Annotated in this window: 21 protein-coding genes; 16 read left to right on the forward strand and 5 right to left on the reverse strand. The window is 69.8% G+C overall.

The annotated features are described in order from the left end of the window. Nucleotides 1–333 precede the first annotated feature (333 nt). Nucleotides 334–1,404, forward strand: coding sequence for an IS110 family transposase (locus tag ACQPZX_RS21305; RefSeq protein ID WP_433384968.1), 1,071 nt, complete (start codon nucleotides 334–336; stop codon nucleotides 1,402–1,404). 394 nt (nucleotides 1,405–1,798) lie between these two features. On the opposite strand, the gene ACQPZX_RS21310 is transcribed toward ACQPZX_RS21305, so the two are convergent. Further along, a complete protein-coding gene (locus ACQPZX_RS21310) occupies nucleotides 1,799–2,440 on the reverse strand; it encodes a TetR/AcrR family transcriptional regulator (protein WP_433383422.1) in 642 nt (213 codons plus the stop codon). A 97-nt stretch (nucleotides 2,441–2,537) separates the two neighbouring features. Here ACQPZX_RS21310 and ACQPZX_RS21315 point away from each other — a divergent pair, with 97 nt between their 5' ends. Together ACQPZX_RS21315 and ACQPZX_RS21320 are read left to right on the forward strand one after the other, a co-directional pair. Then, nucleotides 2,538–3,401 carry a shikimate dehydrogenase gene (locus tag ACQPZX_RS21315; RefSeq protein WP_433383424.1) on the forward strand — a complete coding sequence of 288 codons (864 nt, stop codon included), beginning with the start codon at nucleotides 2,538–2,540 and terminating at the stop codon, nucleotides 3,399–3,401. Continuing rightward, nucleotides 3,394–5,205 (forward strand): bifunctional sugar phosphate isomerase/epimerase/4-hydroxyphenylpyruvate dioxygenase family protein, encoded by a 1,812-nt coding sequence (locus ACQPZX_RS21320; RefSeq protein WP_433383426.1) that lies wholly within the window; start codon nucleotides 3,394–3,396, stop codon nucleotides 5,203–5,205. Before ACQPZX_RS21315 ends, ACQPZX_RS21320 begins: the two co-directional genes overlap by 8 nt. On the opposite strand, the gene ACQPZX_RS21325 is transcribed toward ACQPZX_RS21320, so the two are convergent. The 3 genes from ACQPZX_RS21325 to ACQPZX_RS21335 are packed head-to-tail and all read right to left on the reverse strand — an operon-like array spanning nucleotide 5,159 to nucleotide 7,827. Beyond that, entirely contained in the window at nucleotides 5,159–5,902 is a 744-nt protein-coding gene (locus tag ACQPZX_RS21325; RefSeq protein ID WP_433383428.1) for a citryl-CoA lyase, read from the reverse strand. The genes ACQPZX_RS21320 and ACQPZX_RS21325 overlap by 47 nt on opposite strands. Beyond that, entirely contained in the window at nucleotides 5,899–7,044 is a 1,146-nt protein-coding gene (locus ACQPZX_RS21330) for a CaiB/BaiF CoA transferase family protein (RefSeq protein WP_433383430.1), read from the reverse strand. Before ACQPZX_RS21330 ends, ACQPZX_RS21325 begins: the two co-directional genes overlap by 4 nt. An 18-nt stretch (nucleotides 7,045–7,062) precedes the next feature. Next, nucleotides 7,063–7,827 carry an IclR family transcriptional regulator gene (locus ACQPZX_RS21335; protein ID WP_433383432.1) on the reverse strand — a complete coding sequence of 255 codons (765 nt, stop codon included), beginning with the start codon at nucleotides 7,825–7,827 and terminating at the stop codon, nucleotides 7,063–7,065. A 194-nt stretch (nucleotides 7,828–8,021) separates the two neighbouring features. On the opposite strand from ACQPZX_RS21335, the gene ACQPZX_RS21340 reads away from it, so the two are divergent. From ACQPZX_RS21340 to ACQPZX_RS21370, 7 genes are all read left to right on the forward strand, one after another. After that, the gene (locus ACQPZX_RS21340) at nucleotides 8,022–9,482 is read left to right on the forward strand and encodes an aldehyde dehydrogenase family protein (protein ID WP_433383433.1); all 1,461 of its coding nucleotides are present in this window, start codon (nucleotides 8,022–8,024) and stop codon (nucleotides 9,480–9,482) included. Next, nucleotides 9,479–11,197, forward strand: a complete 1,719-nt coding sequence (locus tag ACQPZX_RS21345) for a thiamine pyrophosphate-binding protein (RefSeq protein WP_433383435.1) — start codon at nucleotides 9,479–9,481, stop codon at nucleotides 11,195–11,197. The genes ACQPZX_RS21340 and ACQPZX_RS21345 overlap by 4 nt, the downstream gene beginning before the upstream one ends. Before the next feature lie 28 nt (nucleotides 11,198–11,225). Next, nucleotides 11,226–12,368 (forward strand): ABC transporter substrate-binding protein, encoded by a 1,143-nt coding sequence (locus ACQPZX_RS21350; protein WP_433383437.1) that lies wholly within the window; start codon nucleotides 11,226–11,228, stop codon nucleotides 12,366–12,368. Nucleotides 12,369–12,433: 65 nt separating this feature from the next. Beyond that, entirely contained in the window at nucleotides 12,434–13,303 is an 870-nt protein-coding gene (locus tag ACQPZX_RS21355; protein WP_433383439.1) for a branched-chain amino acid ABC transporter permease, read from the forward strand. A 44-nt stretch (nucleotides 13,304–13,347) separates the two neighbouring features. Beyond that, nucleotides 13,348–15,141 (forward strand): branched-chain amino acid ABC transporter ATP-binding protein/permease, encoded by a 1,794-nt coding sequence (locus ACQPZX_RS21360; RefSeq protein WP_433383440.1) that lies wholly within the window; start codon nucleotides 13,348–13,350, stop codon nucleotides 15,139–15,141. After that, the gene (locus ACQPZX_RS21365) at nucleotides 15,138–15,848 is read left to right on the forward strand and encodes an ABC transporter ATP-binding protein (protein WP_433383442.1); all 711 of its coding nucleotides are present in this window, start codon (nucleotides 15,138–15,140) and stop codon (nucleotides 15,846–15,848) included. Before ACQPZX_RS21360 ends, ACQPZX_RS21365 begins: the two co-directional genes overlap by 4 nt. A 151-nt stretch (nucleotides 15,849–15,999) precedes the next feature. Next, complete coding sequence (locus ACQPZX_RS21370) at nucleotides 16,000–17,550, forward strand: ATP-dependent nuclease (RefSeq protein ID WP_433383444.1); 1,551 nt, start codon at nucleotides 16,000–16,002, stop codon at nucleotides 17,548–17,550. A 138-nt stretch (nucleotides 17,551–17,688) separates the two neighbouring features. On the opposite strand, the gene ACQPZX_RS21375 is transcribed toward ACQPZX_RS21370, so the two are convergent. After that, nucleotides 17,689–18,663: a ThuA domain-containing protein gene (locus ACQPZX_RS21375; protein ID WP_433383446.1), complete on the reverse strand. Its 975-nt coding sequence runs from the start codon at nucleotides 18,661–18,663 to the stop codon at nucleotides 17,689–17,691. A 191-nt stretch (nucleotides 18,664–18,854) separates the two neighbouring features. On the opposite strand from ACQPZX_RS21375, the gene ACQPZX_RS21380 reads away from it, so the two are divergent. The 6 genes from ACQPZX_RS21380 (at nucleotide 18,855) to ACQPZX_RS21405 (ending at nucleotide 25,491) form a co-directional block, all read left to right on the forward strand. After that, a complete protein-coding gene (locus ACQPZX_RS21380; RefSeq protein WP_433383448.1) occupies nucleotides 18,855–20,987 on the forward strand; it encodes a PQQ-binding-like beta-propeller repeat protein in 2,133 nt (710 codons plus the stop codon). Nucleotides 20,988–21,080: 93 nt separating this feature from the next. Next, nucleotides 21,081–21,767 carry a pyrroloquinoline-quinone synthase PqqC gene (gene pqqC, locus ACQPZX_RS21385; protein ID WP_433383450.1) on the forward strand — a complete coding sequence of 229 codons (687 nt, stop codon included), beginning with the start codon at nucleotides 21,081–21,083 and terminating at the stop codon, nucleotides 21,765–21,767. Further along, nucleotides 21,764–23,119: a pyrroloquinoline quinone biosynthesis protein PqqE gene (pqqE, locus tag ACQPZX_RS21390; protein ID WP_433383452.1), complete on the forward strand. Its 1,356-nt coding sequence runs from the start codon at nucleotides 21,764–21,766 to the stop codon at nucleotides 23,117–23,119. Before pqqC ends, pqqE begins: the two co-directional genes overlap by 4 nt. Next, entirely contained in the window at nucleotides 23,116–24,027 is a 912-nt protein-coding gene (gene pqqB, locus ACQPZX_RS21395) for a pyrroloquinoline quinone biosynthesis protein PqqB (protein WP_433383454.1), read from the forward strand. The genes pqqE and pqqB overlap by 4 nt, the downstream gene beginning before the upstream one ends. Nucleotides 24,028–24,058: 31 nt before the next feature. Further along, nucleotides 24,059–24,550 carry a beta-class carbonic anhydrase gene (locus ACQPZX_RS21400; protein ID WP_433383456.1) on the forward strand — a complete coding sequence of 164 codons (492 nt, stop codon included), beginning with the start codon at nucleotides 24,059–24,061 and terminating at the stop codon, nucleotides 24,548–24,550. Between the two features lie 59 nt (nucleotides 24,551–24,609). Further along, nucleotides 24,610–25,491: a hypothetical protein gene (locus ACQPZX_RS21405; RefSeq protein WP_433383458.1), complete on the forward strand. Its 882-nt coding sequence runs from the start codon at nucleotides 24,610–24,612 to the stop codon at nucleotides 25,489–25,491. The last annotated feature ends 141 nt before the right edge of the window (nucleotides 25,492–25,632 follow it).

Here is a 25,632-nt window from a genome sequence, read left to right on the forward strand (position 1 = left end):
GAATGTCCACAATATACCACAAAATGCGCGCGATTTCTAGTGCTGACCGGCTGAACCGGGCTCGCCCGCCCGGCCTGGAATCACCGCGGTCGCGACCTTGATGACAGAGATGATGGTGGGTGAGCACCTCCCGCCGGGGTCTGACCCGCTTGATGACTGACTTCGGGTCCTTCGTAAGACTTGTCGGCTCCGGTCGGGAGGTGCTCGTGCACGTGCCGGGTCGTGGCGTTGTGACTTCATAGGAGCCTGGCCAGAGGCCCCATCTCTGTCTTGTCCATCGTTGCCCGGCCGGTGCGTGCCGCCCTGCCCACAGTCACGAACGACAGGACGACGATGCCCTCCATTACACCTGACCCGGCCCTTTTCGATGTCGTCGGCGGCGTCGACACCCACCTGGACACTCACACCGCGGCGGTCATCGACCTGGTCGGGCGGGTCCTGGGCACCGAGCAGTTCCCGGCCACGGCGGCCGGCTATCAGGCGTTGCTGGCCTGGATGCGCGGGCACGGCCGGCTGTGGCGGGTCGGCGTCGAGGGCACCGGCGTCTACGGTGCCGGGCTGGCCCGCCGGCTGCGCGCCGCGGCCGTTGAGGTGATCGAGGTCGACCGCCCGGACCGCAAGACCCGCCGGTCACAGGGCAAGTCCGACCCGATCGACGCCATCGCCGCGGCCAAGACCGCCCTGGCCGGCGAACGCACCGGCCTGCCGAAACAACGCGACGGCCAGGTCGAGGCCCTGCGCCACCTGCGGCTGGCCCGGCGCAGCGCCATCGACCAGCGCGCCGACACCCAACGCCAGATCAAAGCCCTGATCGTCACCGCCGACGACCAGCTGCGCGCCCGGCTCCGCGAGCTGAGCGTCAAAGAACTGATCGGCACCTGCGCGAACCTGCGGCCGGACCGAGCCGACGCCGCCAGCCCGGCCACCGCCACCAAAATCGCCCTGCGCTCGCTGGCCCGCCGCCACCAGCACCTGACGGCCGAGATCACCGACCTGGACAGCCTGCTCAAACCCCTGGTGGCCGCGATCAACCCGGCCCTGACCGCCGCCCACGGCGTCGGCACCGACATCGCCGGTCAACTACTGGTCACCGTCGGCCAGAACCACCAGCGACTCACCAGCGAAGCCGCGTTCGCCATGCTCTGCGGCGTCGCGCCGATCCCCGCCTCGTCCGGCAAAACCCGCCGGCACCGGCTCAACCGCGGCGGCGACCGCCAAGCCAACGCCGCCCTCCACCGCGTCGCCATCGTCCGGCTCCGCAGCGACCCCAACACCCGCGCCTACGCGCAACGCCGCACCAAAGACGGCCTGTCCAAAAAAGAAATCATCCGCTGCCTCAAACGCTACATAGCCCGCGAGCTCTACCAACTCATCACCACCAACACCCACGAACCCGCCGCTTGACATCTATAGGAGCGTCTTGGTGCTCGGAGCGCGCGGGAATTCATCAGGGCCGGGCGGCGGAAGCCGGGGAGCCGCCCCCGCGGTCGCGACCTTGATGACTTGGTGCTCGGAGCGCGCGGGAATTCATCAGGGCCGGGCGGCGGAAGCCGGGGAGCCGCCCCCGCGGTCGCGACCTTGGTGACTTGGTGCTCGGAGTGCGCGGGAATTCATCAGGGCCGGGCGGCGGAAGCCGGGGAGCCGCCCCCGCGGTCGCGACCTTGGTGACTTGGTGCTCGGAGTGCGCGGGAATTCATCAGGGCCGGGCGGCGGAAGCCGGGGAGCCGCCCCCGCGGTCGCGACCTTGGTGACTTGGTGCTCGGAGCGCGCGGGAAGTCATCAACACCGGGCGGCGCGGTTACGGGGTTGTGAGGTGGGCGACGACCATGTCGCTGAGCATCTGGCGGTAATGGTCGCGGCGGGCCGGGTCGAGCAGGTCGCGGCCGAAAATGGCGCCGAAAGTGTGCTGGTTGGCCACGCGGAAGAAGCAGAACGCGCTGATCATCAGGTGCACGTCTATGGCGTCCACATCGGTGCGGAACTCGCCCGTCTCGCGGCCGCGGGAAAGGATGCGGTCGAGCAGCAGCACGGCGGGGGTGTTGATCCGCACGATCTCGGGGAGCCGGGCGATGTGCTCGGCGCGGTGGATGTTCTCGATGCTGACCAGGCGGATGAAGTCGGGGTTGGCCTCGTGGTGGTCGAAGGTCACCTCGGCAATGCGCCGGATCGCGTCGGCCGGCGACAGGTGGTCGACGCTGACCTGCTGCTCGGCCTCGCGGATGCGGGCGTAGGCGGACTCCAGGGCCGCCACGTACAACTGCCGCTTGCCGCCGAAGTAGTAGTAGATCATCCGCTTGGTGGTGCTGGTGCGGGCGGCGATCTCGTCGACCCGGGCGCCGTCGTAGCCGCGGTCGGCGAACTCCGCGGTCGCCACGGTGAGGATCTCGGCGCGGGTGCGCTCGGCGTCGCGGCGGCGTTCCACGGGCGGGCTGGCGGTCATCGGGCTCCTCGAAGAGGCGTCTGAGATCAGGCCTTGACTTTAGTCGATGTGACGCCGATAACTAACGTACCGGTTCGTACATTAGCGTGGAGGCTCGATGCCGGGCACCTTTCTGGTCGGCCTGATCGGCGCGGACATCCAGACGTCGCTCAGCCCGCCCCTGCACGAGGACGAGGCGGCCCGCCTCGGACTGCGCTACTGGTACCACCTGATCGACATCGCCGCGCTGGGCGTGCCCGCGGCCGACGTCGGCGATCTGGTGAAGGCGGCCGGCAAGCTCGGCTTCCGCGGCCTCAACATCACACACCCGTGCAAGCAGGAAGTGGTCAAGCACCTCGACGAGCTGTCGCCGGAGGCGGCCGACCTCGACGCGGTCAACACGGTGGTTTTCGCGAACGGTCGCGCGATCGGGCACAACACCGACCACTCGGGTTTCGCGGAAAGTTTCCGCCAAGGGCTGCCGGATGCCCCGATCCGGTCGGTGCTTCAGCTGGGTGCCGGGGGTGCGGGCGCTGCCGTCGCTCATGCGATCGTACGGCTGGGAGCAGGCCACCTGACCATCGTGGACGCGGACAGTGACCGGGCCCGGAGGCTGGCCGACCGCCTGTCGTCCCGCGGCGCGAACGTTTCGGCCGCGGAGCGCGACCGCGTCCCGGAGCTGGTGGCGCAGGCCGACGGCCTGGTGAACGCCACCCCGGTCGGCATGGAGGGCCGCCCCGGCCTGCCGCTGGACCCGGCCCTGCTGCGCGCGGAGCTCTGGGTCGCCGACATCGTCTACCGCCCCCTCGAGACCGACCTGCTGCGCGCCGCCCGCGAGCGCGGCTGCCGCACCCTCGACGGCGGCGGCATGGTGGTCCACCAGGCGGTCGAGGCGCTGCGCCTGTTCACCGGCCACGAACCGGATGCCGGCCGGATGCTGGCGGATTTCGCAGAGCGCACGGCGACGGCCCGCCATGCGTAGGTCGATCGCCACCGTCTCGCTGAGCGGCACCCTCGAGGAGAAACTGGCCGCCGCGGCGCAGGTCGGCTTCGACGGCGTGGAGATCTTCGAGGCCGACCTGTTGACCAGCCCGCTGAGCCCGGCCGACATCCGCCGCCGCTGCGCCGGCCTGGGCCTGTCGATCGATCTCTACCAGCCGTTCCGGGACTTCGAAGGGGTCCCGCCCGAGCGGCTCGCCGCCAACCTGCGCCGCGCGGCCCGGAAGTTCGACGTCATGGCCGACCTCGGCGTCCGTACGATGCTGGTCTGCTCCTCGGTCGCCCCCGGCACCGACGGCGACGACAAGCTGGCCGCCGCCCAGCTCCGCGAGCTCGCCGAGCTGGCGCGGAGCAGGGGGATGCGGGTCGCCTACGAGGCGCTCGCCTGGGGCCGGCACGTCAACGACTACCGGCACGCCTGGGAGATCGTCGCGGCGGCCGATCACCCCGCGCTCGGCGTCTGCCTGGACAGCTTCCACATCCTGTCCCGCGGCGACGACCCGGAAGGCATCCGCGCCATCCCGGGCGACAAGATCTTCTTCCTGCAGCTGGCCGACGCCCCGAAGCTCGGCATGGACGTCCTGCAGTGGAGCCGCCACTACCGCTGCTTCCCCGGCCAGGGCGACTTCGACCTCACCGCCTTCGTCGGCCACGTCCTCGCGGCCGGCTACGACGGTCCGCTGTCGCTGGAGGTCTTCAACGATGTCTTCCGTCAGGCCGACGCCGAGCGGACCGCCACCGATGCCCTGCGTTCCCTGATCGCTTTGCATGACGATGTCGCGCCGCCGGCCAAACTCGACGGCTACGCGTTCGTCGAGCTCGGCGTCGACGCGCTCGGCGGCGAGGTCGCCGAGCGCATGCTGCGCGGCTTGGGCTTCGCGCGGGTCGCGCGCCACCGCTCCAAGCCCGTCCACCTGTGGCAGCAGGGCGAAGCGCGGATCCTGCTGAACCGCGCGCGGTCCACCGGCGACGAGGCGGCGATCATCGCGATCGGGGTGGAGAGCGAGGACCCGGCCGCCTCGGCCCGCCGGGCGGAGAAGCTGCTCGCCCCGGCGGTCCCGCGCCGCTACGGGCCGGGCGAGGCCGACCTGACCGCGGTTGCCGCCCCGGACGGCACGCAGGTATTTTTCTGCGGCGGCGGCAACGTGGACTGGCTGGGCGATTTCGATCCGCTGCCCGATCGGCAAGCCGGCATGGGGATCACCGGGGTCGACCAGGTGTCGTTGTCGCAGCCGCTGCACTACTTCGACGAGGCGGTGCTCTTCTACCGGTCGGTGCTGGGACTGCGGCGGCACGATCCGGAGGACATCCCGGACCCGCGGGGACTCGTGCGGGCCCGCGCGATGACGAGCGCCGGCCGGCGCGTACGGATGCTGCTGCATGTGCCCGCGCTAGGCGGAAGCCGCCTCCCGGAGACCGCCGATTTCCAGCACGTCGCGTTCGCCTGCGGTGATGTCTTCGCCGCGGCGGCGGCGATGCGCGACGCCGGCGTGCCGCTCCTGGCCATTCCGGACAACTACTACGCCGATCTGGCCGCGCGGGTGGACCTCGACGCGGACCGGATCGAGGTCATGCGGTCGCACGGGATCCTGTACGACCGCACGGACGACGGGGAGCTCTTCCACTTCTACACGGCCATGCTCGGCCGCCGGGTGTTCTTCGAGTTGGTGCAGCGGGTGAAGGACTATGACGGGTACGGAACGCCGAACACACCGGTCCGGATGGCGGCCCAGTACCGGGTCAGCCGCGGTATTCTGGGAGGATCGACGGCGGGATCGGGCCCTTGATCCGGCGGCCCTGCTGGGTCTCCTCCCACGCGTGCGCCAGGATGCCGATGCTGCGGCTGAGCGCGAAGATCCCGCGCGCGAGCGGCGCCGCGAAGCCCAGCTCGCCGTAGATGATCGCGGTCAGGCAGTCGACGTTCATCGGCACGCGCGGACCGAGGATCTCCTCCACGGCGAGCGCGGCCGCGAGATGCCGGCCGGGGATGACCCCGTCGTCGACGGCTTGCCGGATCAGGCGCAGCATCGGCTCGCGGCGCGGGTCGACCGGGTGGAAGCGGTGGCCGAAGCCGGGGAAGTACCGCACGGTCGCCACGACGGAGGCCGGGTCGGCGCCGGACACGATGTCGTCGAGCAACTCCAGGCACTGCTGGCCGGCGCCGCCGTGCACGTCGCCGAGCGTGTTGACGCCGTTGGCGATCGCGCTGTTGAGGCCGACGCCGCAGGTGGCGGTCATCCGCGCGATCGCGATCGAGGGCGCGTGCGGACCGTGGTCGGCGCCGCTGACCATGGCCGCCTCGAGGAGGGCGGCGTGCCCGGCCGGCGGCATCGATCCGCGCAGCATCAGGTAGATCAGCTCGGGAAGGGTGATGGCGCCGATCAGCTCCTGGATCGGGCGACCGCGGTACTCGATCACCCCGGGCTCGATCCGGCTGACCGAGGTGGCCCACCAGGCGGCGACCTCGTCCGCGGTGGAGGTCACGACTGCCACCGCGCGATCAGCGCCGGGACCTCGTCGTTGTGCTGGCCCAAGGTGGGCGGTGGCGCCGGCGGGCGCAGCGGCTCGCCGTCGACCAGCACGCCGCTGCCCGTGACCCGGAAATCGCCGAGCGGCGTCAGGAAACCCCGCTCGTCGAGCTGCGGCAGGTCGATCGCCTCCGGCACGGTGAGGATCCGCGCGGCCGGCACCCCGGCGGCGGAGAGCATCGCCTCCCACTCGGCCGCGGTGCGGGAGCCGAGCGACTTGTTGAGCTCGCGGTTCAGCTCGGCGCGGTGCTCCTTGCGGGCCTCGCGCTCGGCGAAGCGCGGATCGTCCAGCAGATCGGCCCGGTCGAGCAGCCCGCACAGGGTCACGAACTGCTCCTGGCGGTTGGCCGAGATGTTCAGCGGGCCGTCTGCGGCCTCGAACGTCCCCGACGGCGCGGCGGTGGCGTTTTGATCGCCCATCGGCTCGGGCGGCACGCCGCAGACGAGATAGTTGGAGACCGGCCAGCCCATCGCCGAGATCGAGGTCTCCAGCATGGAGACGTCGAGGAACCGGCCCTCGCCGTCGCGCTGCCGGCCGTGCAGCGCCGCGACGATCGCGAGCGCGGCCGAAAGCCCGCCGACCGTGTCGCAGACCGGGAAACCGACCCGCAGCGGGGCCGTCTCGGGTGTGCCCGTGATGCTCATCATCCCGGAGAGACCCTGCACGACCTGGTCGTACGCCGGGCCCTGGCTCAGCGGGCCGTCCTGGCCGAAGCCGCTGATCGCGCAATAGACCAGCCCCGGGTTGAGCTCGCGCAGCCGGTCCCAGCCGTAGCCGAGCCGGGCCAGCACTCCGGCCCGGAAGTTTTCGAGGAGCACGTCCGCCGAGGACGCGAGCTGCTCGAAGGTCTCGCGGTCCGCGGACTCCTTCAGGTTCAGCTCGACCGACTTCTTGCCGGCGTTCTGCGCGAGGAAGGAGGAGCCCATCCCGTCCCGGTTGAGCGCGGGGTCGGGCCCGAGCCGGCGGGCGAGGTCACCCACGCCCGGTACCTCGATCTTCACGACCTCGGCGCCGAGCAGCATCAAGTGGTAACTGCAGTACGGGCCGGCGAGCACGTTGGTGAGATCGAGGACCCGGACTCCGGAGAGAGGGGGCATGCAGGGGACTCCCTTCAACTAGAACGAAGAGCCCAGGGGATGGTCGAAGCCGCGCTCGGCCATCCGGTTCGCCACCTCGGTCAGGTCCTTGACGAAGGTGTCGATCCGCTCGTCGGTGAAGCGCATGGTCGGCCCGCTCAGCGTGAGCGCGGCGACCACCGTGCCGGAGCGGCCGAGCACGGGGACGGCGACCGCGGTCAGGCCCTCCTCGCGCTCGCCGTGACTGACCGCGAAGCCCTGGTGGGCGGCCTCGTCGATCCACTCCTGCATGCGGCGGACGTGCTGCTCCCCGTACGGCGAGGAGCGGGCGACCCGGGCGAGCAGCCCGGGCGTGGCGTTGCGCAGCAGCACCTTGGCCGACGCGCCGGCCCACATCGGCAGCTCGTCGCCGACGTGCACGACGTGCCGCAGCGGCTGCGGGCTCTCCTGCTGGGCGATGCACACCCGGACGATGTCGCGGGCCACGTAGACGTTGACCGTCTCGCGGTCCTTGGCGGCCAGGTCGCGCATCATCCGCTTGGTCTCGGGCGGCAGCTCCCAGCTGCTGCGGGCCAGGTGCGCCCAGCGCCACAGCCCGGGGCCCGCCATGTAGCCGCTGGTCGTGGCCCAGAGCAGGCCCATCTGCTCGAGCGTCTGGATCAGCCGGATCACCGTGGTCTTGGCCAGGCCGGTGGCCTCGACCACCTCCCGGACGGTGATCGACGGCCGCTCCTCGGTGAGCAGCGACAGGATGTCCAGCGCGCGCTGGACGCTGCGCACCCCACTTGCTTCGCGGTCTTCCACGGTGCCCCTTTCCCTCCGCCGGCACTCCTGCCGGGCGGCACTGATTCTGCCGCTCACGGCGCTGGTTCATCGGACCGTAACTTTCTCGGCCCGTCCTATTGCGAGGAACCGGCGGTCGCCCGTACGTTACACCTAGTCCGCACAGCGGTCCAGAATCCCCCTCGACGGTCCATCTAGCGGACCAAGGAGGTCTGATGCTCGACACGATCCTGAAATCGGCCGACGCGCCGGCATTGCTGGGCGGCGTCTGGTTGGTGGAGGGCCCGACGGCCGAACGGGTAGGGCCATACACCCGGTCCGTGGTGAGTCGTGCGCGGGTGGCCGGCGAGGGCGACGTCCACGCCGCGGTCCGGCATGCCGCCGCGTACGCGAAACAGATGGCCCGCCTCGCGCCCGCCACCCGGGCCTCGGTCCTCGAGACCGCGTCCCGCCTCGCCACCGAGCACCGGTCCGAAGTCGCGCGCCTGATCGCTCTGGAGCTCGGCAAGCCGGTGAAGGACGGCCTCGGCGAGATGGACCGGGTGGCCGACACGTTCGCGGTCTGCGCGGCCGAGGCGCGGCAGATCGGCGGCGACAACCTGCCGGTCGCGGGCTGGGAGCGCGGGATCGGCAACACGGCGCTGACCTACCGGGCGCCCGCGGGGGTGGCGCTCGCGATCACCCCGTTCAACGCGCCGGCCAACCTGCTCGCGCACAAGCTCGGCGCGTCCTTCGCGGCCGGCAACACCACGATCGTCAAGGCGCCGCCGCAGGCGCCCGCGGTCTCGGCGGCGATCGTCGCGCTGCTGCTCGCGGCGGGCGCGCCCGTCGAAGCGGTCCAGCTGCTGCACGGCGGGGGAGAGGTTGGCGCCGCCCTGTGCGCCGCGCCCGAGGTCGCGGTCGTCAGCTTCACCGGCAGCGCCGCCACGGGGGCGGCGGTAGCACGGGCCGCCGGCGCCAAACGCCTGGTCCTCGAACTGGGCGGCAACGCGGCGACGATCATCTGTGAGGACGCCGACCTCGCGGCCGCCGCCCGGATGTGTGCCCGCACGGGCTATACCAACTCGGGCCAGAGCTGCATCTCGGTCCAGCGGGTCTACGTCCACAAATCCGGATTTGACGGATTTGTCCGGCAAGTCACCGGTGAAGTGGCCGCGCTCAAGGTCGGCGATCCTCTCGATCCGTCGACCGATGTCGGCTCCATGGTGGACGACCAGGCCGCGGCGAGGGTGGCGGCGTGGGCGGCGGACGCGGGCGAGGCGGGGGCGCGGATCACGACCGGGGGCACGCGCGATGGGGCAACGCTGAAGCCCACCGTCGTGGCCGGGCCGCCGGCCGACGCCGCGGTGGTCACGCAGGAGGTCTTCGGCGCGCTGGTCGCCGTCCTGCCCTACGACGACTTCGACGAGGTCCTGCGTGAGTGCAACACCAGCCGCTTCGGGCTGCAGGCCGGGATCTTCACCCACGACGTACGGAAAATCATGACCGCCTGGCGCGAGCTCGAGGTCGGCGGCCTGATCGTCAACGGCACCTCGAACTTCCGGCTCGACCACGTGCCGTTCGGCGGGGTGAAGGACTCCGGCTTCGGCCGCGAGTCGCCGCGCTTCATGGTCGACGACTACACGGTCGTCAAGACGCTGATCCTGCGAGGCATGTCCATCTGGGGGGAACAGTGACCGTCGCCGACAACCTGGTGGCACAGCTCGAGTCGTACGGCGTGGAGTTTGTCTTCGGCACCTGCGGCCACACCAACATCGCCCTGCTCGACGCGATCGGCCGCAGCTCGATCGAGTTCGTCATCGCCCGGCACGAGCAGACCGCCGCGCACGCCGCCGACGGGTACGCCCGCGCGACCGGCAAGCCCGGCGTCCTGCTCATGCACGTCGGCCCCGGCATGATGAACGCGGTCACCGGCGTGGCGACCGCCGCGCTCGACTCGGTGCCGCTGGTCGCGATCTCCGGCGACATTCCCTCCTACCTGTACGGGCGGCACCCGCACCAAGAGGTGAACCTGCACAACGACGCCGACCAGGCGGCCATCTACCGGCCGTTCGTGAAGCGGGCCTGGCAGGTGCACCGGGCCGAGGACCTGGCCCGGTTCACCGAGCGGGCCTTCTGGACGGCGACGTCGGGGCGGCCGGGCGCCGTGCTGCTCAACGTGCCGATGGACGTGTTCTCCCGGACGCTGCCGGAACAAAGCGCCCCGCTGCCGGTGCAGGTGACCAAGCCCGGCCTGGACGCGGCCGACGCGGAGAGGATCGCGGCGATGCTGGCCGAGGCCGAGCGGCCGCTCATTTACATCGGCGGCGGCCTCGGCGGCTCCGACGGCCGGCAGGCGTTGACGGAGCTGGCGGAGCACTTGGACATTCCGGTCGCCCACTCGCTGATGGCCAAGGGCGCGCTGCCCGATCGGCATCCGCTGGTGCTCGGGATGACCGGGTTCTGGGGCCTCGAGCTCACCAACGACTACGCGCGCAAGGCCGACGTGGTGCTGGCGATCGCGACGCGGTTCGCCGAGACCGACGCGAGCTCCTGGAATCCGGCGTACACCTGGAGTTTTCCGCCCTCGAAGCTGATCCAGATCGACATCGACCCGGCGGAGATCGGCCGCAACTACCCCGTCGAGCTGGGCGTCGTGGCCGATGCCGGGCTCGCGGTGGTAGCCATCCGGGATGCGGTGCTCGCGAAGCCGGCGGCGAGCCGGCCGACCCTGAAAGAACAAATCGGACAAGCCCGAAATACGCTGTTCGCGGCGAGTGCCGAGCGTGGTCGCAGCGAGGACTTCCCCCTCCGGCCCGAGCGGATTCTGGCCGACGTGCGCGAAGCGCTGCCCGACGACGCCGTGCTGGTCACCGACGTCGGGTGGAACAAGAACGGCGTCGCGCAGTGCTACCCGCTGCCGGAAAAAGGCCGATTTATCACGCCAGGAGGCGCGTCGACCATGGGCTTCGGCCCGGCCGCCGCGCTCGGCGTCCAGATCGCCCAGCCCGGCAAGGTTGTCGTCGCGTTGATCGGCGACGGTGGCATGAGCGCCCAGCTGCCGGCAGTGCCGATGGCCGTCGAGCGCGGCCTGCCGGTGATCTTCCTGGTGATGAACAACCGTGCCCACGGCACCATCTCCGACCTCCAGTCGAAGTTCTTCGGCCGCAGCTACGGCTGCGACTTCACCGACCCGCAGGGACAGCCCTACAGCCCGGATTTCGCGGCTTTCGGGCGAGCCTGCGGCGCCGACGGCTACCTTGTCGCATCCCCGGAAGGGCTCGGCGAGGCGCTGCGGCAGGCAATCGAGCGTCGCCGCCCGGCGGTGCTCGACGTGCCGATGGTCAACGAACCGGTGCCGACGCCCGGGCACTGGAACATCACGGACATCTATCAGGGCGTTTTCGAATAAATGATTCCGAGATTGAGGTGAGACGCACGTGGCGCGATACCGTCCCCTTACCGCCCTCGCCGTCCTGGCCCTCGTTGTTGCCGGATGCAGTGCCCCCGGCGAAGGCAACAAGGACTCCGGCAGCGACACCGGACCCATCAAGATCGCCCTGGTCGACGCCCAGAGCGGCCAGCTGAGCTCGCTCGGCGCCTGGGAGCTCAAGGGCGCCAAGCTGGCCGTCACCGAGTGGAACGCCCAGGGCGGCGTCAACGGCCGGCAGATCCAGCTGGACGTCTTCGACGACCAGGGCGACCCGACCATCGGCACCAACCTCGCCCGCAAGATCGACAGCGAGGGCTACATCGCGATGCTCGGCACGGCCGAGAGCGCCGTGACCATCGCGATGGCGCCGACGCTCAAGACCGCCGAGATCCCCAACATCACCTCCGGCCAGTCCCCGGGGCTGGTCGGGGTCGGCAGCGAGTTCCTCTTCCTCAACGGGCCGACCTCGACGACGTACGACGAGACCCTGGCGAAGTACATCGTCGACCAGCAGGGCATCAAGAGCATCGCGATGATCACCAACAACGGGTCGTACGGCAAGGGCGAGCACGACGCGTTCACCAAGGCCCTGAAGTCCCGCAACGTCACCCCGGTCGCCGACCAGGTCGTCACCACCGACCAGAAGGACTTCAGCGCCGCGCTCACCACGATCCGGCAGAAGAACCCGAAGCTGATCTTCCTGGGCGCCGAGGAGGTCGAGTCCGGCCTGATCGTCAAGCAGGCCCGCGACCTCGGCATCACCGTGCCGTTCGCCGGGGCCGCGCCGCAGGGCACCCCGGTCTTCCTGGACACGGCCGGCGCCAAGAACGTCGAGGGCACGATCGTCAGCTCGCCGTACCTGAGCAACGACATCAGCCCGGAGTCCAAGAAGTTCGCCGACGCGTACAAGGCGGCCTACAACGAGGAGGCCGAGCTGCACGGCGCCAAGGCGTACGACGGGGCGCAGATCCTGCTGACCGCGCTCAAGAGCAGCAACGTCGCGACCGGCAAGGGCCTGGCCGACGCCATCCGCGGCACCAAGTACAAGGGTCTGCTCGGCGACTTCGCCTACGACCAGACCGGCGTCGGCATCTTCGCCACCTCGATCGGCAAGATCCAGGGCGGCAAGCTCACCGCCGCCTCCAGCTGACGTACCCGTCCCCGGATCCCGGCGCCGCCCCCCGGCGCCGGGATCGCCGGTCATCCAGGAGTGCCATGCAGGTCTTTTTCCAGACGATCATCGGCGGGGTCAGCCTGGGCGCCATCTACGCGCTGGTCGCCCTCGGCTTCTCCCTCGTCTACCGCACCATGGGGCTGGTCAACTTCGCGCACGGCAACGTCGTCACCGTCGGCGCGTACCTCGCCTCCACCTTCTACCTCACCGCGAAGCTGCCGTTCGCCCTCGCGATGATCGTCGCGATCGCGGTCACCGGCGTGATCGGCCTGGTCATCGAGCGGGTGCTGCGGCCCCTCGAGAACCGCGACTTCGACCTCATGCTGATCGGCACCATCGGCTTCGGCATCGTCCTCGACGCCCTGGTCATCATGATCTGGGGCGCCACCGGGCGGGCCGTGCCCAGCCCCGTCGCCGGGGCGCCCATCGAGATCTTCGGGTTGCGCGTCCGCACGTACGATCTCGTGGTCCTGGCGATCGCCGCGGCCGCAACCGTCCTCCTGGTCTTGTTCCTGTCGCGCACCAAGCGCGGCGCGGCGATGCAGGCGGTCGCCATGGACCACGAGGCGGCCACCGCGGTCGGCATCCACGTCGGGCGCAGCAACGCCGTCGCCTTCATGATCGGGGCGGGGCTCGCGGCGCTGGCCGGCGGGCTGGTCGGGCCGCTGCTCTACGTCAACCCCGCGCTCGGCGGCACGCTCGGCATCAAGGGCTTCGCGGCCGCGATCCTCGGCGGGTTCGGCTCGATCCCCGGCGCCATCGTCGGCGGCCTGGCCATCGGCGTGCTCGACTCGTTCACCGCCGGGCATTTCCAAGGCTATTCGGAGCTGGTCACCTTCCTGGTCTTCACGGTCATCATCATGATCCGGCCGACCGGCGTCTTCGGCGAGCGGACGGTGAACCGGGCATGAGATCCCGTATGAGATGGGGCATAGGCTCCGCATTGATCGTTGCGGTGGCTGCGTGGTTGCTGCCATACACGCTTGATTCGTACGCCATCCACGTGGTCAACGTGATGCTGGTCTTCGCGTTGCTCGCGGTCGGGCTCGGGCTCTGCATGGGCGTGGGCGGTCAGGTGAACCTGGCGCAGATCGCGTTCTTCGGCGTCGGCGCGTACGCCACCGCCATCCTCACCACCCACGCCGGCCTCGGCTTCTGGGTCTCCGGGGTGATCGCGGTGCTGGCCACCGCCGCCACCGGGCTGCTGGTCGGCACGCCCGCGCTGCGAGTCCAGTCGCACTACCTGGGCATCGTCACGCTGGGGCTGGCGCTCGCCTTCACCAACTGGGTGACCAACGCCCAGATCGCCGGCGGCGCCGAGGGCATCTCCAACATTCCCGTGCCCACGCTGCCGGGCGTCGACCTGTCCAGCGAGTACCTGTATTACTACCTGATCCTGATCGTCTTCGCGTTCATGCTGGTGTTCGGACTGTTCGTCGTCCGCACCGCGCTGGGCCGGCGGATGCGGGCGATGCGCGACGACGCCCTCGCCGCCGGCGCGCTGGGCGCGGACGTGCCGGTGCTCCGGATGACGGCGTTCCTGCTGGCCTCCGTGTACGGGGGAGTGGGCGGGGTGCTGTACGCCGGGCTGATCCGGTACGTGGCGCCCGAGTCGTTCTCGATCGCCAACATGTTCCTGCTGCTCGGCATGGTCATCATCGGCGGGAGGCAGAGCCTCATCGGGTGCGTGGCCGGGGCGATCGGGCTCTATCTGGTACGCGAGCTGCTGGTGGACCACCCGACGTTCGCGCAGATCGGGTACGGCTCTGTGGTCGTACTCGTGGTGGTCTTTGCTCCGACGGGCCTTGCCGGACTGCCACCGCGACTGCGGCATTGGATCTCCCACCGGCGAGGTCGCGCTGGTTTGGAGGCCGCACGCCTGGGAGAGTTCCGGCCCTATGACGCTGTCGCGCCCGCCTCCTCCACGGGCTCGCCGGACATTTCGGAAATATCCGGTGGTGCGGCGCCGGTCTTGATTGTTGACAGCGTGAGCAAGCAATTCCGTGGGCTCAAGGCGCTCGACGACGTGTCGCTGACCGTGCCGGCCGGGCAGATCCGCGGCATCGTCGGCCCCAACGGTTCCGGCAAGACGACGCTGTTCAACGTGATCAGCGGCCTCTACCGCCCGGACGCCGGCCGCGTCCGGTTCGCCGGCGGCGACGTCACCAACCAGCCGCCTTACCGCCTGTCCCGGGCCGGGATGAGCCGCACCTTCCAGAACCTGCGCCTGTTCGGCGACCTGACCGTCCGGGAGAACGTCCTCGTGGCGCTCGACCGCACCCGCACGATGTCGAGCTGGCGTTACCTCGCGGCCCCGTTCTCGATCGTCCGCCGCGACCGGGACCTGCGCCGCCGCGCCGACGAGGTCCTCGACCGTTACGGCCTGACCGCCTTCGCCGCGCTGCCGCCGAAGTCCCTGCCCTACGGCACGCAACGCCGCGTGGAGATCGCCCGGGCCGTCGCCTGCCGCCCGAAGCTGCTCCTGCTGGACGAGCCCGCCGCCGGCCTCAACGGCGACGAGGTGCGCAAGCTCGGCGAGATGGTCCGCTCCATCCGCGACACCGGCATCACGGTCGTCATCATCGAGCACAACATGGGCCTGGTCATGAACCTCTGCGAGCGCATCACCGTCCTGGCCAGCGGCCGCGTCATCGCCGAGGGCACCCCCGCCGCGGTGGCCGCCACTCCCGCCGTGATCGAGGCCTACCTGGGCGACTCGATGGACATTCCTTCGGAGGTGACCCCATGACCGCCCTCACCGTCGAAGGGCTGACCGTGCATTACGGCGGCGTCCGGGCTGTGAACGAGCTCAGCTTCGAGGTCCCGCCCGGCGACGCGGTCGGCGTGATCGGCGCGAACGGCGCCGGCAAGACCAGCACCCTCAAGGCCATCATGGGCCTCATCCCCCGGCGGGTCGCCTCGCTTCGCCTCGGCGATATAGACCTGACCAAGGTGCCGGCTCGGGACATGGTCCGGCATGGCATCGGGTACGTCCCGGAGGGCCGCCACGTCTTCGCCGGCTTGTCGGTCGAGAAGAACTTGCTGCTGGGCGCCTACTCCAAACCGTGGAAGAAGGAGACCCGCGAGACCCTCGACCAGGTGTATGCGCTCTTTCCCGTGCTGGGGGAGATGCGCGAGCGCCTGGCCGGCGCCCTCTCCGGCGGCCAGCAGCAGATGCTCGCGATCGGGCGCGCCCTGATGTGCAAGCCGCGCGTCCTGCTGCTGGACGAGCCGTCGATGGGCCTGTCACCCAAACTGGTGGAGGACATCCTGGCGGTCCTGCGCCGGCTCCGCTCCGACGGCCTGTCGATGCTGCTGGTCGAGCAGAACGCCAAGCTGACCTTCGAGGCCACCAGCCACTGCCTGGTGGTGGAGAACGGCTCGGCCGCGATGACCGGCACGTCCGACAAGCTCCGCCACGATCCCCGGGTGCGCCAGATCTACCTGGGACTGTAGGGAGTGGCCCGGCGGCCCGCCCCCTGGCCGCCGGGCCACGCCCCTACGGCGATCAGCGAGTCCACGCGCAAATCCTCCCCGGCGGACCACCTGGCATCATGACAGGTCCGCGAGGCGACGTGGCCGCGCTTTCGATGATCGAGGACGTGGCATGGTTGATCTCGAATTGACGGTCAGCAACTACCGCTGCTTCGGCGACGAACCTGCCCGCATTTCGATCAAGGATGGCTTCGCCGCGCTGGTCGGCACCAACAACTCGGGCAAGAGCTCCCTGCTGCGCATGCTCTATGAACTGCGCCCAGTAATCGCCGCGACTGCTGACTTCATGAAGGGCACGTTGCCCAGCCCGCGCTTGACGACGCGTCCAAATGTCGCCGAAGGCGAGCGTGTTTTCCACGTCGGCAACGACAGGCCGATTCTCCTGAAGATCGGGGGTGACACTGTTTTCGATCCCTTGATCCGGATCGGACTCTCCGAAGGCAGTGATGTTCAGGTCAACTACGACCGGACGGGAGCCCTGGAGGTGGCTATCGGCGGGTATTTCAGTTTGAACAGGGCTGCCGACGGGGAAGATTTGCGACATTTACTTCGTCAGGCTTTTGATCGCGATCATCTCGATCTCGCATTCCAGGCACTGACTCGAACCCAATACATCGGGCCGTTCCGCGGGGTCTCGCAAGCCACCGAGCACGACTACTTCGATCTGCTGACGGCCGGTCGCTTCGGGGAGAAGTTCGTCGAGTTCAAGGCCGGCCTCGATCCCGTCAAGAACGACATGATCGTCGAGGCGCTCGAGGAGCTGCGGCGGATCTTCGGGTACCGGTCCCTGGACATCAACGTGTCACCCCATGGCGGGCTGCAAATCGCCGTCGACGGGCGCAGCTATCGCATTTCGGAGCACGGTTCGGGGCTGTCGCACTTCGTGATGGTGGTCATGAACGCGATCTTCAAGCAGCCCTCGTTCATTCTCATCGACGAGCCCGAGCTCAATCTCCATGCCTCGCTCCAGCTGGACTTCCTTTCGCTGCTGGGAAAATACGCGCGAAACGGCGTCATCTTCGCCACCCACAGCCTCGGACTGGCGCGTACCGCCGCGGATCGCATCTACACCCTGACCAAGACGCCCGGCGGAACCAGCCGGGTTCGCGAATACGACTCCGAGCCCGAGCTGGTCACCATGCTCGGGCAACTGTCGTTCGACAAGACGCCGGAGCTCGGTTTCGACCGCGTGCTCCTGGTCGAGGGCAAGACCGAGCTGAGGGCGATCGCGCAAATGCTCCGCCTCTACGGCAAGGAGCACCAGATCATGCTGCTCCCGCTTCATGGCGACGAAATGATTCGCGGTGACGTCGAGCGGGAGCTGTCGGATCTCAAACGCCTCACCCCGAACCTGCAGTACCTGATCGACAGCGAGCGTGAGGACAAGGACGCCGCGCTGTCCCGCAACCGTCAGGCCTTCGTGGACCTGTGCGGGTCCCTCGACATCCCCGGCCACGTGCTCGAGCGGCGCGCCCTGGAGAATTACCTGCCCGAGCACGCGCTCACCAAGGCTTTCGGGAGCCGGGTGCGCACGCTCGCGCCGTACGAGAAGAAGGGCAAGGAGAACGACTGGCCCAAGGCCGGACACTGGAAGGCCGCCGGGTACATGTCGCTCGCCGACCTGAGCGACACCGATCTGGGGCGCTTCCTGGACGGGGCGTGAGGCGATGACGCCCGCGCGCTCCTGGCCCGGCGTCGCGGCCCGGTTGAGCGCCGAAGGCCTGGGCCCGGTCGCCGCGGCGAGGCGGAGTCGTTGGACCGCCGGTCGTGCGCCATCCACGACCGGCGGATCCGCGCGGGGTCAGCGGCAGAAGGGCTTCTTGCCCATCGCCGATTCGATGCCGCCCAGCAGCAGGCTGCGGTACTCGGCGGCGCCCGGGAACGTCGCGTTCAGGTCGAACAGCGCCGCGTCGTGCCCCAGCGTCGTCAGCCAGGCGCGGCCGCCGTCGTAGTACTGGCACCACGCCACCGGGTGCGTGTCGCCGTGGCCGGGGTGGCCCATGCTTCCGGCGACGCCGCGGGTCAGCGTGGACTCGTCGACGGTGGCCAGGATCCGGACCTTCGACGGGAACGGCACGAGGTTGTACCACTCGTCCTCGAAGCCCCATCGGGACGGCAGCGACGAAGTCGATGCGTCGCGGCGGTCGACCGTTCGCACCGTGCCGGTCTGCTCGGGGCCGTGGTCGTAGTAGTTCGCGCCGCCCAGCAGGCCCTCGTACCACGGCCAGTTGTACTCGGTGCCGAAGGCGTTGTGCGCGCCCACGAAGCCGCCGCCGCCGCGGATGTACTGGCGCAGCGCGGTCTGGGCCGCGTCGTCCAAGGTGTCCCGTGAGGTGCTGAAGAAGATGACGGCGTTGTAGCGGAACAGCTGGTTCGGCGAGGACACCTGGGCGAGGTCCTCGGTCCAGTCGACGGTGAAGCCGTTCGCCTTGCCGAGCGCGGCCACCCCGTTCTGCACGACGTTCGCGGCGGTGAGCGGCGGGTTGAGGCCGGCCGCGAGGGCCGGGCCGAGGTTGGCGTGCCGCGGGCCGGCCGTACGCGTGAACAGCAGCACCCGCCAGCCGTCGGTGGCGGGATCGAAGTTGCCCCAGTCGTGGTAGCAGCGCGGGTCGACGCCCCGGCAGACGCCGTAGTCGGGATCGCCGAGCTGTTGCGCGCCCTTGACCTCGCCGTGGCCCTCGGCGGGCCGGCTGCGAAGGGAGACGACGGCGAAGAGCGCGAGGGCGACGGCAAGGAAGGCGGCCAGGCCGCGATGACGGCGGACGGATTCGATCATGGACGGAGCTCCGATTTCGGAAGGGGTCCACTAGACGGACCTATCGATCCATTCTCAAGCTCGCTCACCGTAGGCCCGGGTCCCTGTAAATCGCAATCATCGATCCGGCTCTTGTTGCGGATCGATGAACGGGCTTATGGTTCGTCCATCTAGCGGCTCGACAGGTCCACACAGCGGACCAAGGAGTGAGCATGGATCGACGAAAGTTTCTAGCGGCCGGCGCGGGGGCCGCGGGGACACTGGCCGTGCCCGGTGTCGCGGAGGCCGCCGAGCCCGCGAAGGCGACGCCGGCGCCCGCCCAGCCCCGGGCGTTCCGCCCGCCCGGACGCGACTTCCCCAAGGTCTGCGGCGACCTCGGCAACCAGAACCATTCGCCGCTCAAGCAGGTCTCGCGCCGCACCGTGGATCGCCTCGGCGGCGCCTGGCACATCAACCTCGAGGGCGGCAGCAGCGCCCAGGGCCAGCAGAGCACCGCGGTCGTGCAGGACGGCATCCTGTACGTCCAGACCAGCCAGCAGAACGTCTTCGCCGTCGACGGCCGCACCGGCGCGGTCAAGTGGAAGACCACCGTGGGCACCCGCGGCACCAACATGCGTGGCGTGGCCCTGGGCGAGGGCAAGGTCTATTCAACTTCAGGATCCAACATTGTGTACGCCTTGGAGCAGAGCACCGGGGCGATCGTCTGGCAGAAGCAGCTGATCACGGCGGACGAGGGCGGCGCCGACAGCGGCTGCGATCCGCAGAACGGCCAATGCGGCGGCCTCACCGGCACGCTGGCCGGAGCGGTCGTCTACCACGACGGCCTGATCTATGTCGGGATGCAGGGCAGCACCGGCGGCGCGCGCGGCCGGGCGTACGCGCTGAATGCCGCAACCGGCGAGATCACCTGGATTTTCTGGTCGGCGCCCGGCCCGGGCGAGTTCGGCAACGACACCTGGGAGGGCGACTCGTGGAAGACCGGCGGCGCGGTTCCGTGGATCCATCCGGCCGTCGACCCGGAGCTCGGGCTGGTCTACTGGACCTTCAGCGGTCCGTATCCGCGCACGGACGGCTCGTCGCGCGGCGGCGACAACCTGTTCGCCAATTCCATCGTGGCGCTCGACGCGAAAACCGGTAAGCGCCGCTGGCATTTCCAGTCGGTGCACCACGACATCTGGGACATGGACAACGTGATGGCCCCGGTGCTGATCGACCTGCGGATCGGCGGGCGGCTGCGCAAAGTCGTCGTCTACGGCAGCAAGGTCGGCATGTATTACATCCTCGACCGGCGCACCGGCGAGGCCGTCCACGGCATGGAGGAACGGCCCGTCGCGCAGGATGTGCGGCAGAAAACGGCGCCGACCCAGCCTTTCCCGGGTGGGGAGCCGTTCTGCCCGCAGGAGCCCCGATTCGACAACGCGACCCGCCCGGTGCCGTTCTACGAGTTCGGCGGCCTCTACACGCCGCACTGGGATCGGGCCACCATCATCTTCCCCGGGGCCGGCGGCGGAGCGGATTGGACGCAACTGTCCTTCAACCCGTACACCGGCTGGATCTATGTGGGTTATGGGCTGATCAACTCGGGCTATTCGAACGCCCGGGACGGCCGGGTCAACACGTCGCGGCCGCTCGGCGAATACTTCGCCGGGGGACTCGCGGCCGTCGACCCGCGCACCAACAAACCCGTCTGGCGCAAGGACGGGGAATGGTCGCTCGCGCACGGCAACGGCATTCTCACCACGGCCGGCCGCGTGATGTTCCAGGGCGGGCCGGACGGGCTGCTGCACGCGATGAACGACGAGACCGGCGAGGTGCTCTGGAGTTTCCAGACCGGCGCCGGGGTGCACACCAGCCCGATCGCGTACGAGATCGACGGCGTCCAATACATCGCGGTGCTCGCGGGCGGCAACGGCCTGCCGTATCCCGACATCCCGCGCGGCGACCACCTCTGGGCCTTCAAGCTCGGCGGAACCGTCGCGCCCGCGCCGACCCCGGTGCCGCCGTCGAAACGCAACGACATTCGCACCGCGGCGGTCACCGGAGTCACCACCGTGACGCTCGGGCGCGTCTGGTCGGGCGGCGCTCCCGGAACGACCGAGAATCTCGTGGCGCAGAACGCGATGGCGCCGCAGCACCTGCGCATTCCGGTCGGCACGACGGTCACCTTCGTCAACCCCGCCTCGAACGCCAGCGCCCACGCGGCCGTCGCGTTCTTCGACAACGAATTCGACACCGGCACGCTGATGCCCGGTCAATCCGCCACACACACGTTCGCCACGCCGGGAACCTACTTCTACAACGACGCCATCTATCCGCAGAACACCGGGAAAATCGTTGTCTACTAAGGAGCTCGAGTTGAAGAAGAAGTGGACCGAACCGAAGACGACCCGCATCGAGACCGCGGCCGAGATCTCGGCCTATGCCGGGACCGGCGGCCCGTGGCCGCGCCGCGACCAACGCTGACCCGAGCGGAGCTCGCCGGGGCGCTGCACGCGCAGGCCTCGCGGTACTGGGACAAGCACCCGTTCCACGTCCGGCTGCATGCCGGCGGGTGCACGCCCGGCGAGATCCGGTCCTGGGTCGCGAACCGCTGGTACTACCAGCGCCACCTCTCCGCCAAGAACGCCGCGATCGTGTCGGCCTGCCCGCTGCCGGCCGTGCGCCTGCGCTGGCTCGACCGCATCGCGTTCCAGGACGACGGCGGCCTCGACGACTGGCTTGCGCTGGCCGCCGCGGTCGGCCTGACGGCCGGCGAGGTGCTCGACGAACGGCACGTGCTGCGGGGGACGCGGTTCGCGGTCGACGCGTACGTGTCCTTCTGCCGCACCCGCCCCTGGCTGGAGGGCGCCGCGGCCGCGCTCACCGAGCTGTTCTCCCCGAAGCACATGACCGATCGCGTCCACGCGTGGCGCACCCACTACGACTGGATCGAGCCGGCCGGCATGGCGTACTTCGACAACCGCATCCCCGTCGTCGAGCAGGACAGCTCGTTCACGCTCGACCTGGTGCTCACCCACGCGGTCACGCGCGAGCAGCAGGAGGCGGCGATCGCCGCGCTCGCCTACAAGTGCGACGTGCTGAACGCGATCCTGGATGCGGTCGATTATGCCGGGACGGCGCGATGAATCCCGGGCTGCATACCGGATGCGACCTCGTCTACGACCGTGGACGCGACGCCTGGCTCGTCCTCTACCCGGAGGGCGTGCTAGTCCTGGACGAGCCGGCCGCCGCGGTGCTGACCCGCTGCGACGGCCGCCCGGTCGACGAGATCGTGGCCTCGCTGGCCCTCGAATACGACGGCGTCGACGAGGCCTCGGTCGGCCGCCTCCTCGATTCGCTTACGGCCCAGCACATCGTCGCCGACGGCGGCACCCCGGTCGCGCCGCGCTCTCTCGGCGGGCCGTCCTCGCTGCCGGCCGGGGCGCCGATCGGGCTGGTCGCCGAGCTGACCCATCGGTGCCCCCTGCAGTGCACCTACTGCTCCAATCCGGTCTCGCTCTCCCGCACCGAGCTCGACCAGGCCACCTGGGACGCGATTTTCCAACAGGCAAGCGACTTGGGCGTACGGCAATTGCACCTCACCGGCGGCGAGCCCCTCCTACGCCGCGACCTGCCGGAGCTGGTCGCATACGCCACGGCATACGGCCTCTATTCGAACCTGATCACCAGCGGCCTGGGCCTGTCCACGGCCCGCCTCACCGCGCTGGTCGACGCCGGCCTGCGGCACGTCCAGCTCTCCGTGCAGGACAGCGACCCCGCCTCGGCCCACCGCATCGCCGGCCTGCCCGCCACCGACCGCAAGCGCGCCGCGGCCGCCGCGGTGATCGCCTCCGGCCTGCCGCTCACCGTCAACGTCGTCCTGCACGCCGCCAACGTCGGCCGGGTCCCCGAGATCGCCGAGCTGGCCGTCTCGCTCGGCGCGACCCGCCTGGAGCTCGCGCACACCCAGTTCTACGGCTGGGCGCTCCGCAACCGCGCCGCCCTGATCCCCACCCCCGACCAGGTGGCCGCCGCCGATCGCGCCGCCGCCGACGCCGTTTCCCGCTACGGCGACCGTATACAGATCACCTACGTCCGCCCCGACTACCTCACCGGCACCCCGAAGCCCTGTATGCAGGGCTGGGGCGCCCGCCAGTTGGTCATCACCCCCGCCGGCGACGTCCTTCCATGCCTGGCGGCGGCCCAGCTCCCCGGCCCGCCACCCCCGAACGTCCGGACCACCGGCCTGGCCACCATCTGGCACGAGTCGGAGCTGTTCAACCGCTTCCGCGGCACCGCCTGGATGCCGTCCCCGTGCCGCTCGTGCGACCGGCGTGAGCTCGACTTCGGCGGTTGCCGGTGCCAGGCCTTCCAACTGACCGGCGACGCCGCGGCCACGGATCCCGCCTGCCACCTTTCCCCGGCGCACGATTTGGTGACCTCGCTGCGCATCCCCGTCGCCCCGCGTCCCGTCCCGGTCCCCAGGCGCTTCCCGTGAAGATCCGAGTCCTCGGAACCGCGGCCGGCGGCGGCCTCCCACAGTGGAACTGCGCCTGCCCCGGCTGCCGGACGGCCCGCGCCGACGGCCGTTCCTTGCGGCAGGACACGCTGGCGGTGAGCGGCGACGGCCACAGCTGGTACCTGCTGAACGCCGCCCCCGACCTCCACCTCGACGCCCCAGAGCTGCGCCCTGGTCCCGGCCTGCGCGAGACTCCCTTGCGCGGCGTCATTCTGACCAGCGCCGAGCTGGACCACACCACCGGCCTGATCGGACTCCGCGAAGCCATGTCCCTGACGGTGCTGGCGACCGCGCCCGTCCTGGCCACCGTCCCCGCGCTGCCGCTGCTCGACCACTACACCGCCGTCACCCGCCGCCAACTCACCTGCGGCGTGCCCGCTGCCCTCGACGGCGGCCTCACCGTGACCCCGTTCCCACTAGGCGCCAAGCGCCCGCGCTACGCGGCAAGCCAAGCCGAAAGCCAATCCGCGAACGACTGGGTCGTCGGCCTGCGGCTCACCAGCGGCCGTTCCACCTTCGTATACGCCCCCTGCCTCCCCGCCTGGTCCGCCGAACTCGCCGACGCCGATCTGGTCCTCCTGGACGGCACCTTCTTCACCGACGACGAGATGCTGCGCAGCACAGGCGTCCGCCGCACCGCCCGCCAGATGGGGCACCTCCCGATCGAGGAGTCGCTGCCCCTGCTGGCGCCCGGAGTCCGCTACCTCTACACCCACCTCAACAACACCAACCCGGTGACCCGCGCCGACTCCGCCGAGCGAGCCATAGTCCGTCAGCACGGCGCCGACATAGCGCCCGAGGGCGAGACCTTGACGGTCAAGTCCGAGAGGCCGACAGCTGCGCTATCTGTACGAGACCCTTGCCCGCAGAACCTAGTGGATCTATAGGATATGGGGATCCGATGAAGGGAAGGCCCCCATGTCCGTCACCGATGAGTTGCTGGCCAACGCCGAGCGTTACGCCGCCGGCTTCGACAAGGGATCGCTGCCGTTGCCGCCCGCCAAGCACGTCGCGGTGGTGGCCTGCATGGATGCCCGCCTCAACCCGTACGGTCTGCTCGGTCTCGCCGAGGGTGACGCCCACGTCATCCGCAACGCCGGCGGGGTGATCACCGCCGACGAGCTGCGCAGCCTCGCGATCAGCCAGCGCCTGCTGGGCACCACCGAGATCATCCTGATCCACCACACCGGCTGCGGCATGCTCACCTTCACCGACGACGACTTCAAGGCCGCGATCGAGCGCGAGACCGGCCTGCGCCCGCCGTGGGCGGCCGAGACCTTCGCCGACCTCGACGAGGACGTCCGCCAGTCGATCCGCCGCCTGCAAGCCGACCCGTTCCTGCCGCACAAGGACAACATCCGAGGCTTCGTGTACGAGGTGGAGACCGGCAAACTCCGCGAGGTGAAGTAGGCCCCATCCAGGCGCGCCTGTCGTCCGTATTGAAGTTCGAGGACGACGTGGGAGGTGCGATGCCTGGGGACGAGTTCGACGAACCGACGGCGGAGTGGCCGGTGCTCGACGAGGACACGGATCCGAAGGGGTTCGCGCCGATCTACGGGCCGCCCAGCGACCCGTTCGTGGACGAGGACGAGGAGGATCCGGCCCCGCTGCCGGGGTGGAACAGCCCGCCGGAACCGCGGTCGCTCGCGGGGAGCCGCCGGCGGTTGCTGGTCGTGGGCGGGCTGTTCGTGTTCCTGGCCGGAATGGTGGGGATCATTCTGCTCGCGTCCGGCCCGGACGGCGGATCGAATCAGGCGGCGGCGCGCATCGGGGAGACCAATGGCCGTACGTCGGCGGCATTTGAAATTGTCGATGGGGCGGGCGCCGTGCGGGTCCGGGCGGCGGATCTCGGCGACGATCTCTATCGCATTTCCAGCGATGTCGCGCCGAAGATCGAGGACGATGGCGGCGCATTGAAACTGCTTCTGCCGGCCGGCGCGAACGGCGGCCCGAAATCCGTCGAGATCGTTCTCAATACGCGCGTCCGGTGGACCTTGAAGTTGCACGGCGGGGCCGCGACGACCGATATCGATCTGTCGAACGCAAGGGTCGACGGTGTCGATCTGCAGGGCGGCGCGACCCGTATCGATCTGGCCCTGCCGGCCCCGGACGGGCTGATGCCGGTGCGGATGAGCGGTGGTGTCGACCAGTTCCGGGTGCGTCTGCGGGGCGAGACGCCGATGCGGGTTCTGGTGCAGTCGGGCGCCGGTCAGGTCACCCTCGCGGGCGCCACCCATCGGGGGATCGCGCCCGGAAAGGAATTCACCGCCTATGGCTGGAATCGGGGCGGTAGCGGCATCGATCTCACGGCCGTGGCCGGAATGTCAGCTTTGACCGTCACTCTTGGGTGAACTTCCGCGCACCTGCGTACTTGTTCCGCGAAGAAGGGAGCAGAAAGATCGACATGGGTTGATCGCAAACTGAGGGTGAGAGTGATGAGCGTAGCTACGACGTTGGTGGCGGTTCCGCCTGATCCCGCCGGCGCCGCAACG

This window comes from Actinoplanes sp. CA-142083, from assembly GCF_050942195.1.
Taxonomy (GTDB): domain Bacteria; phylum Actinomycetota; class Actinomycetes; order Mycobacteriales; family Micromonosporaceae; genus Actinoplanes.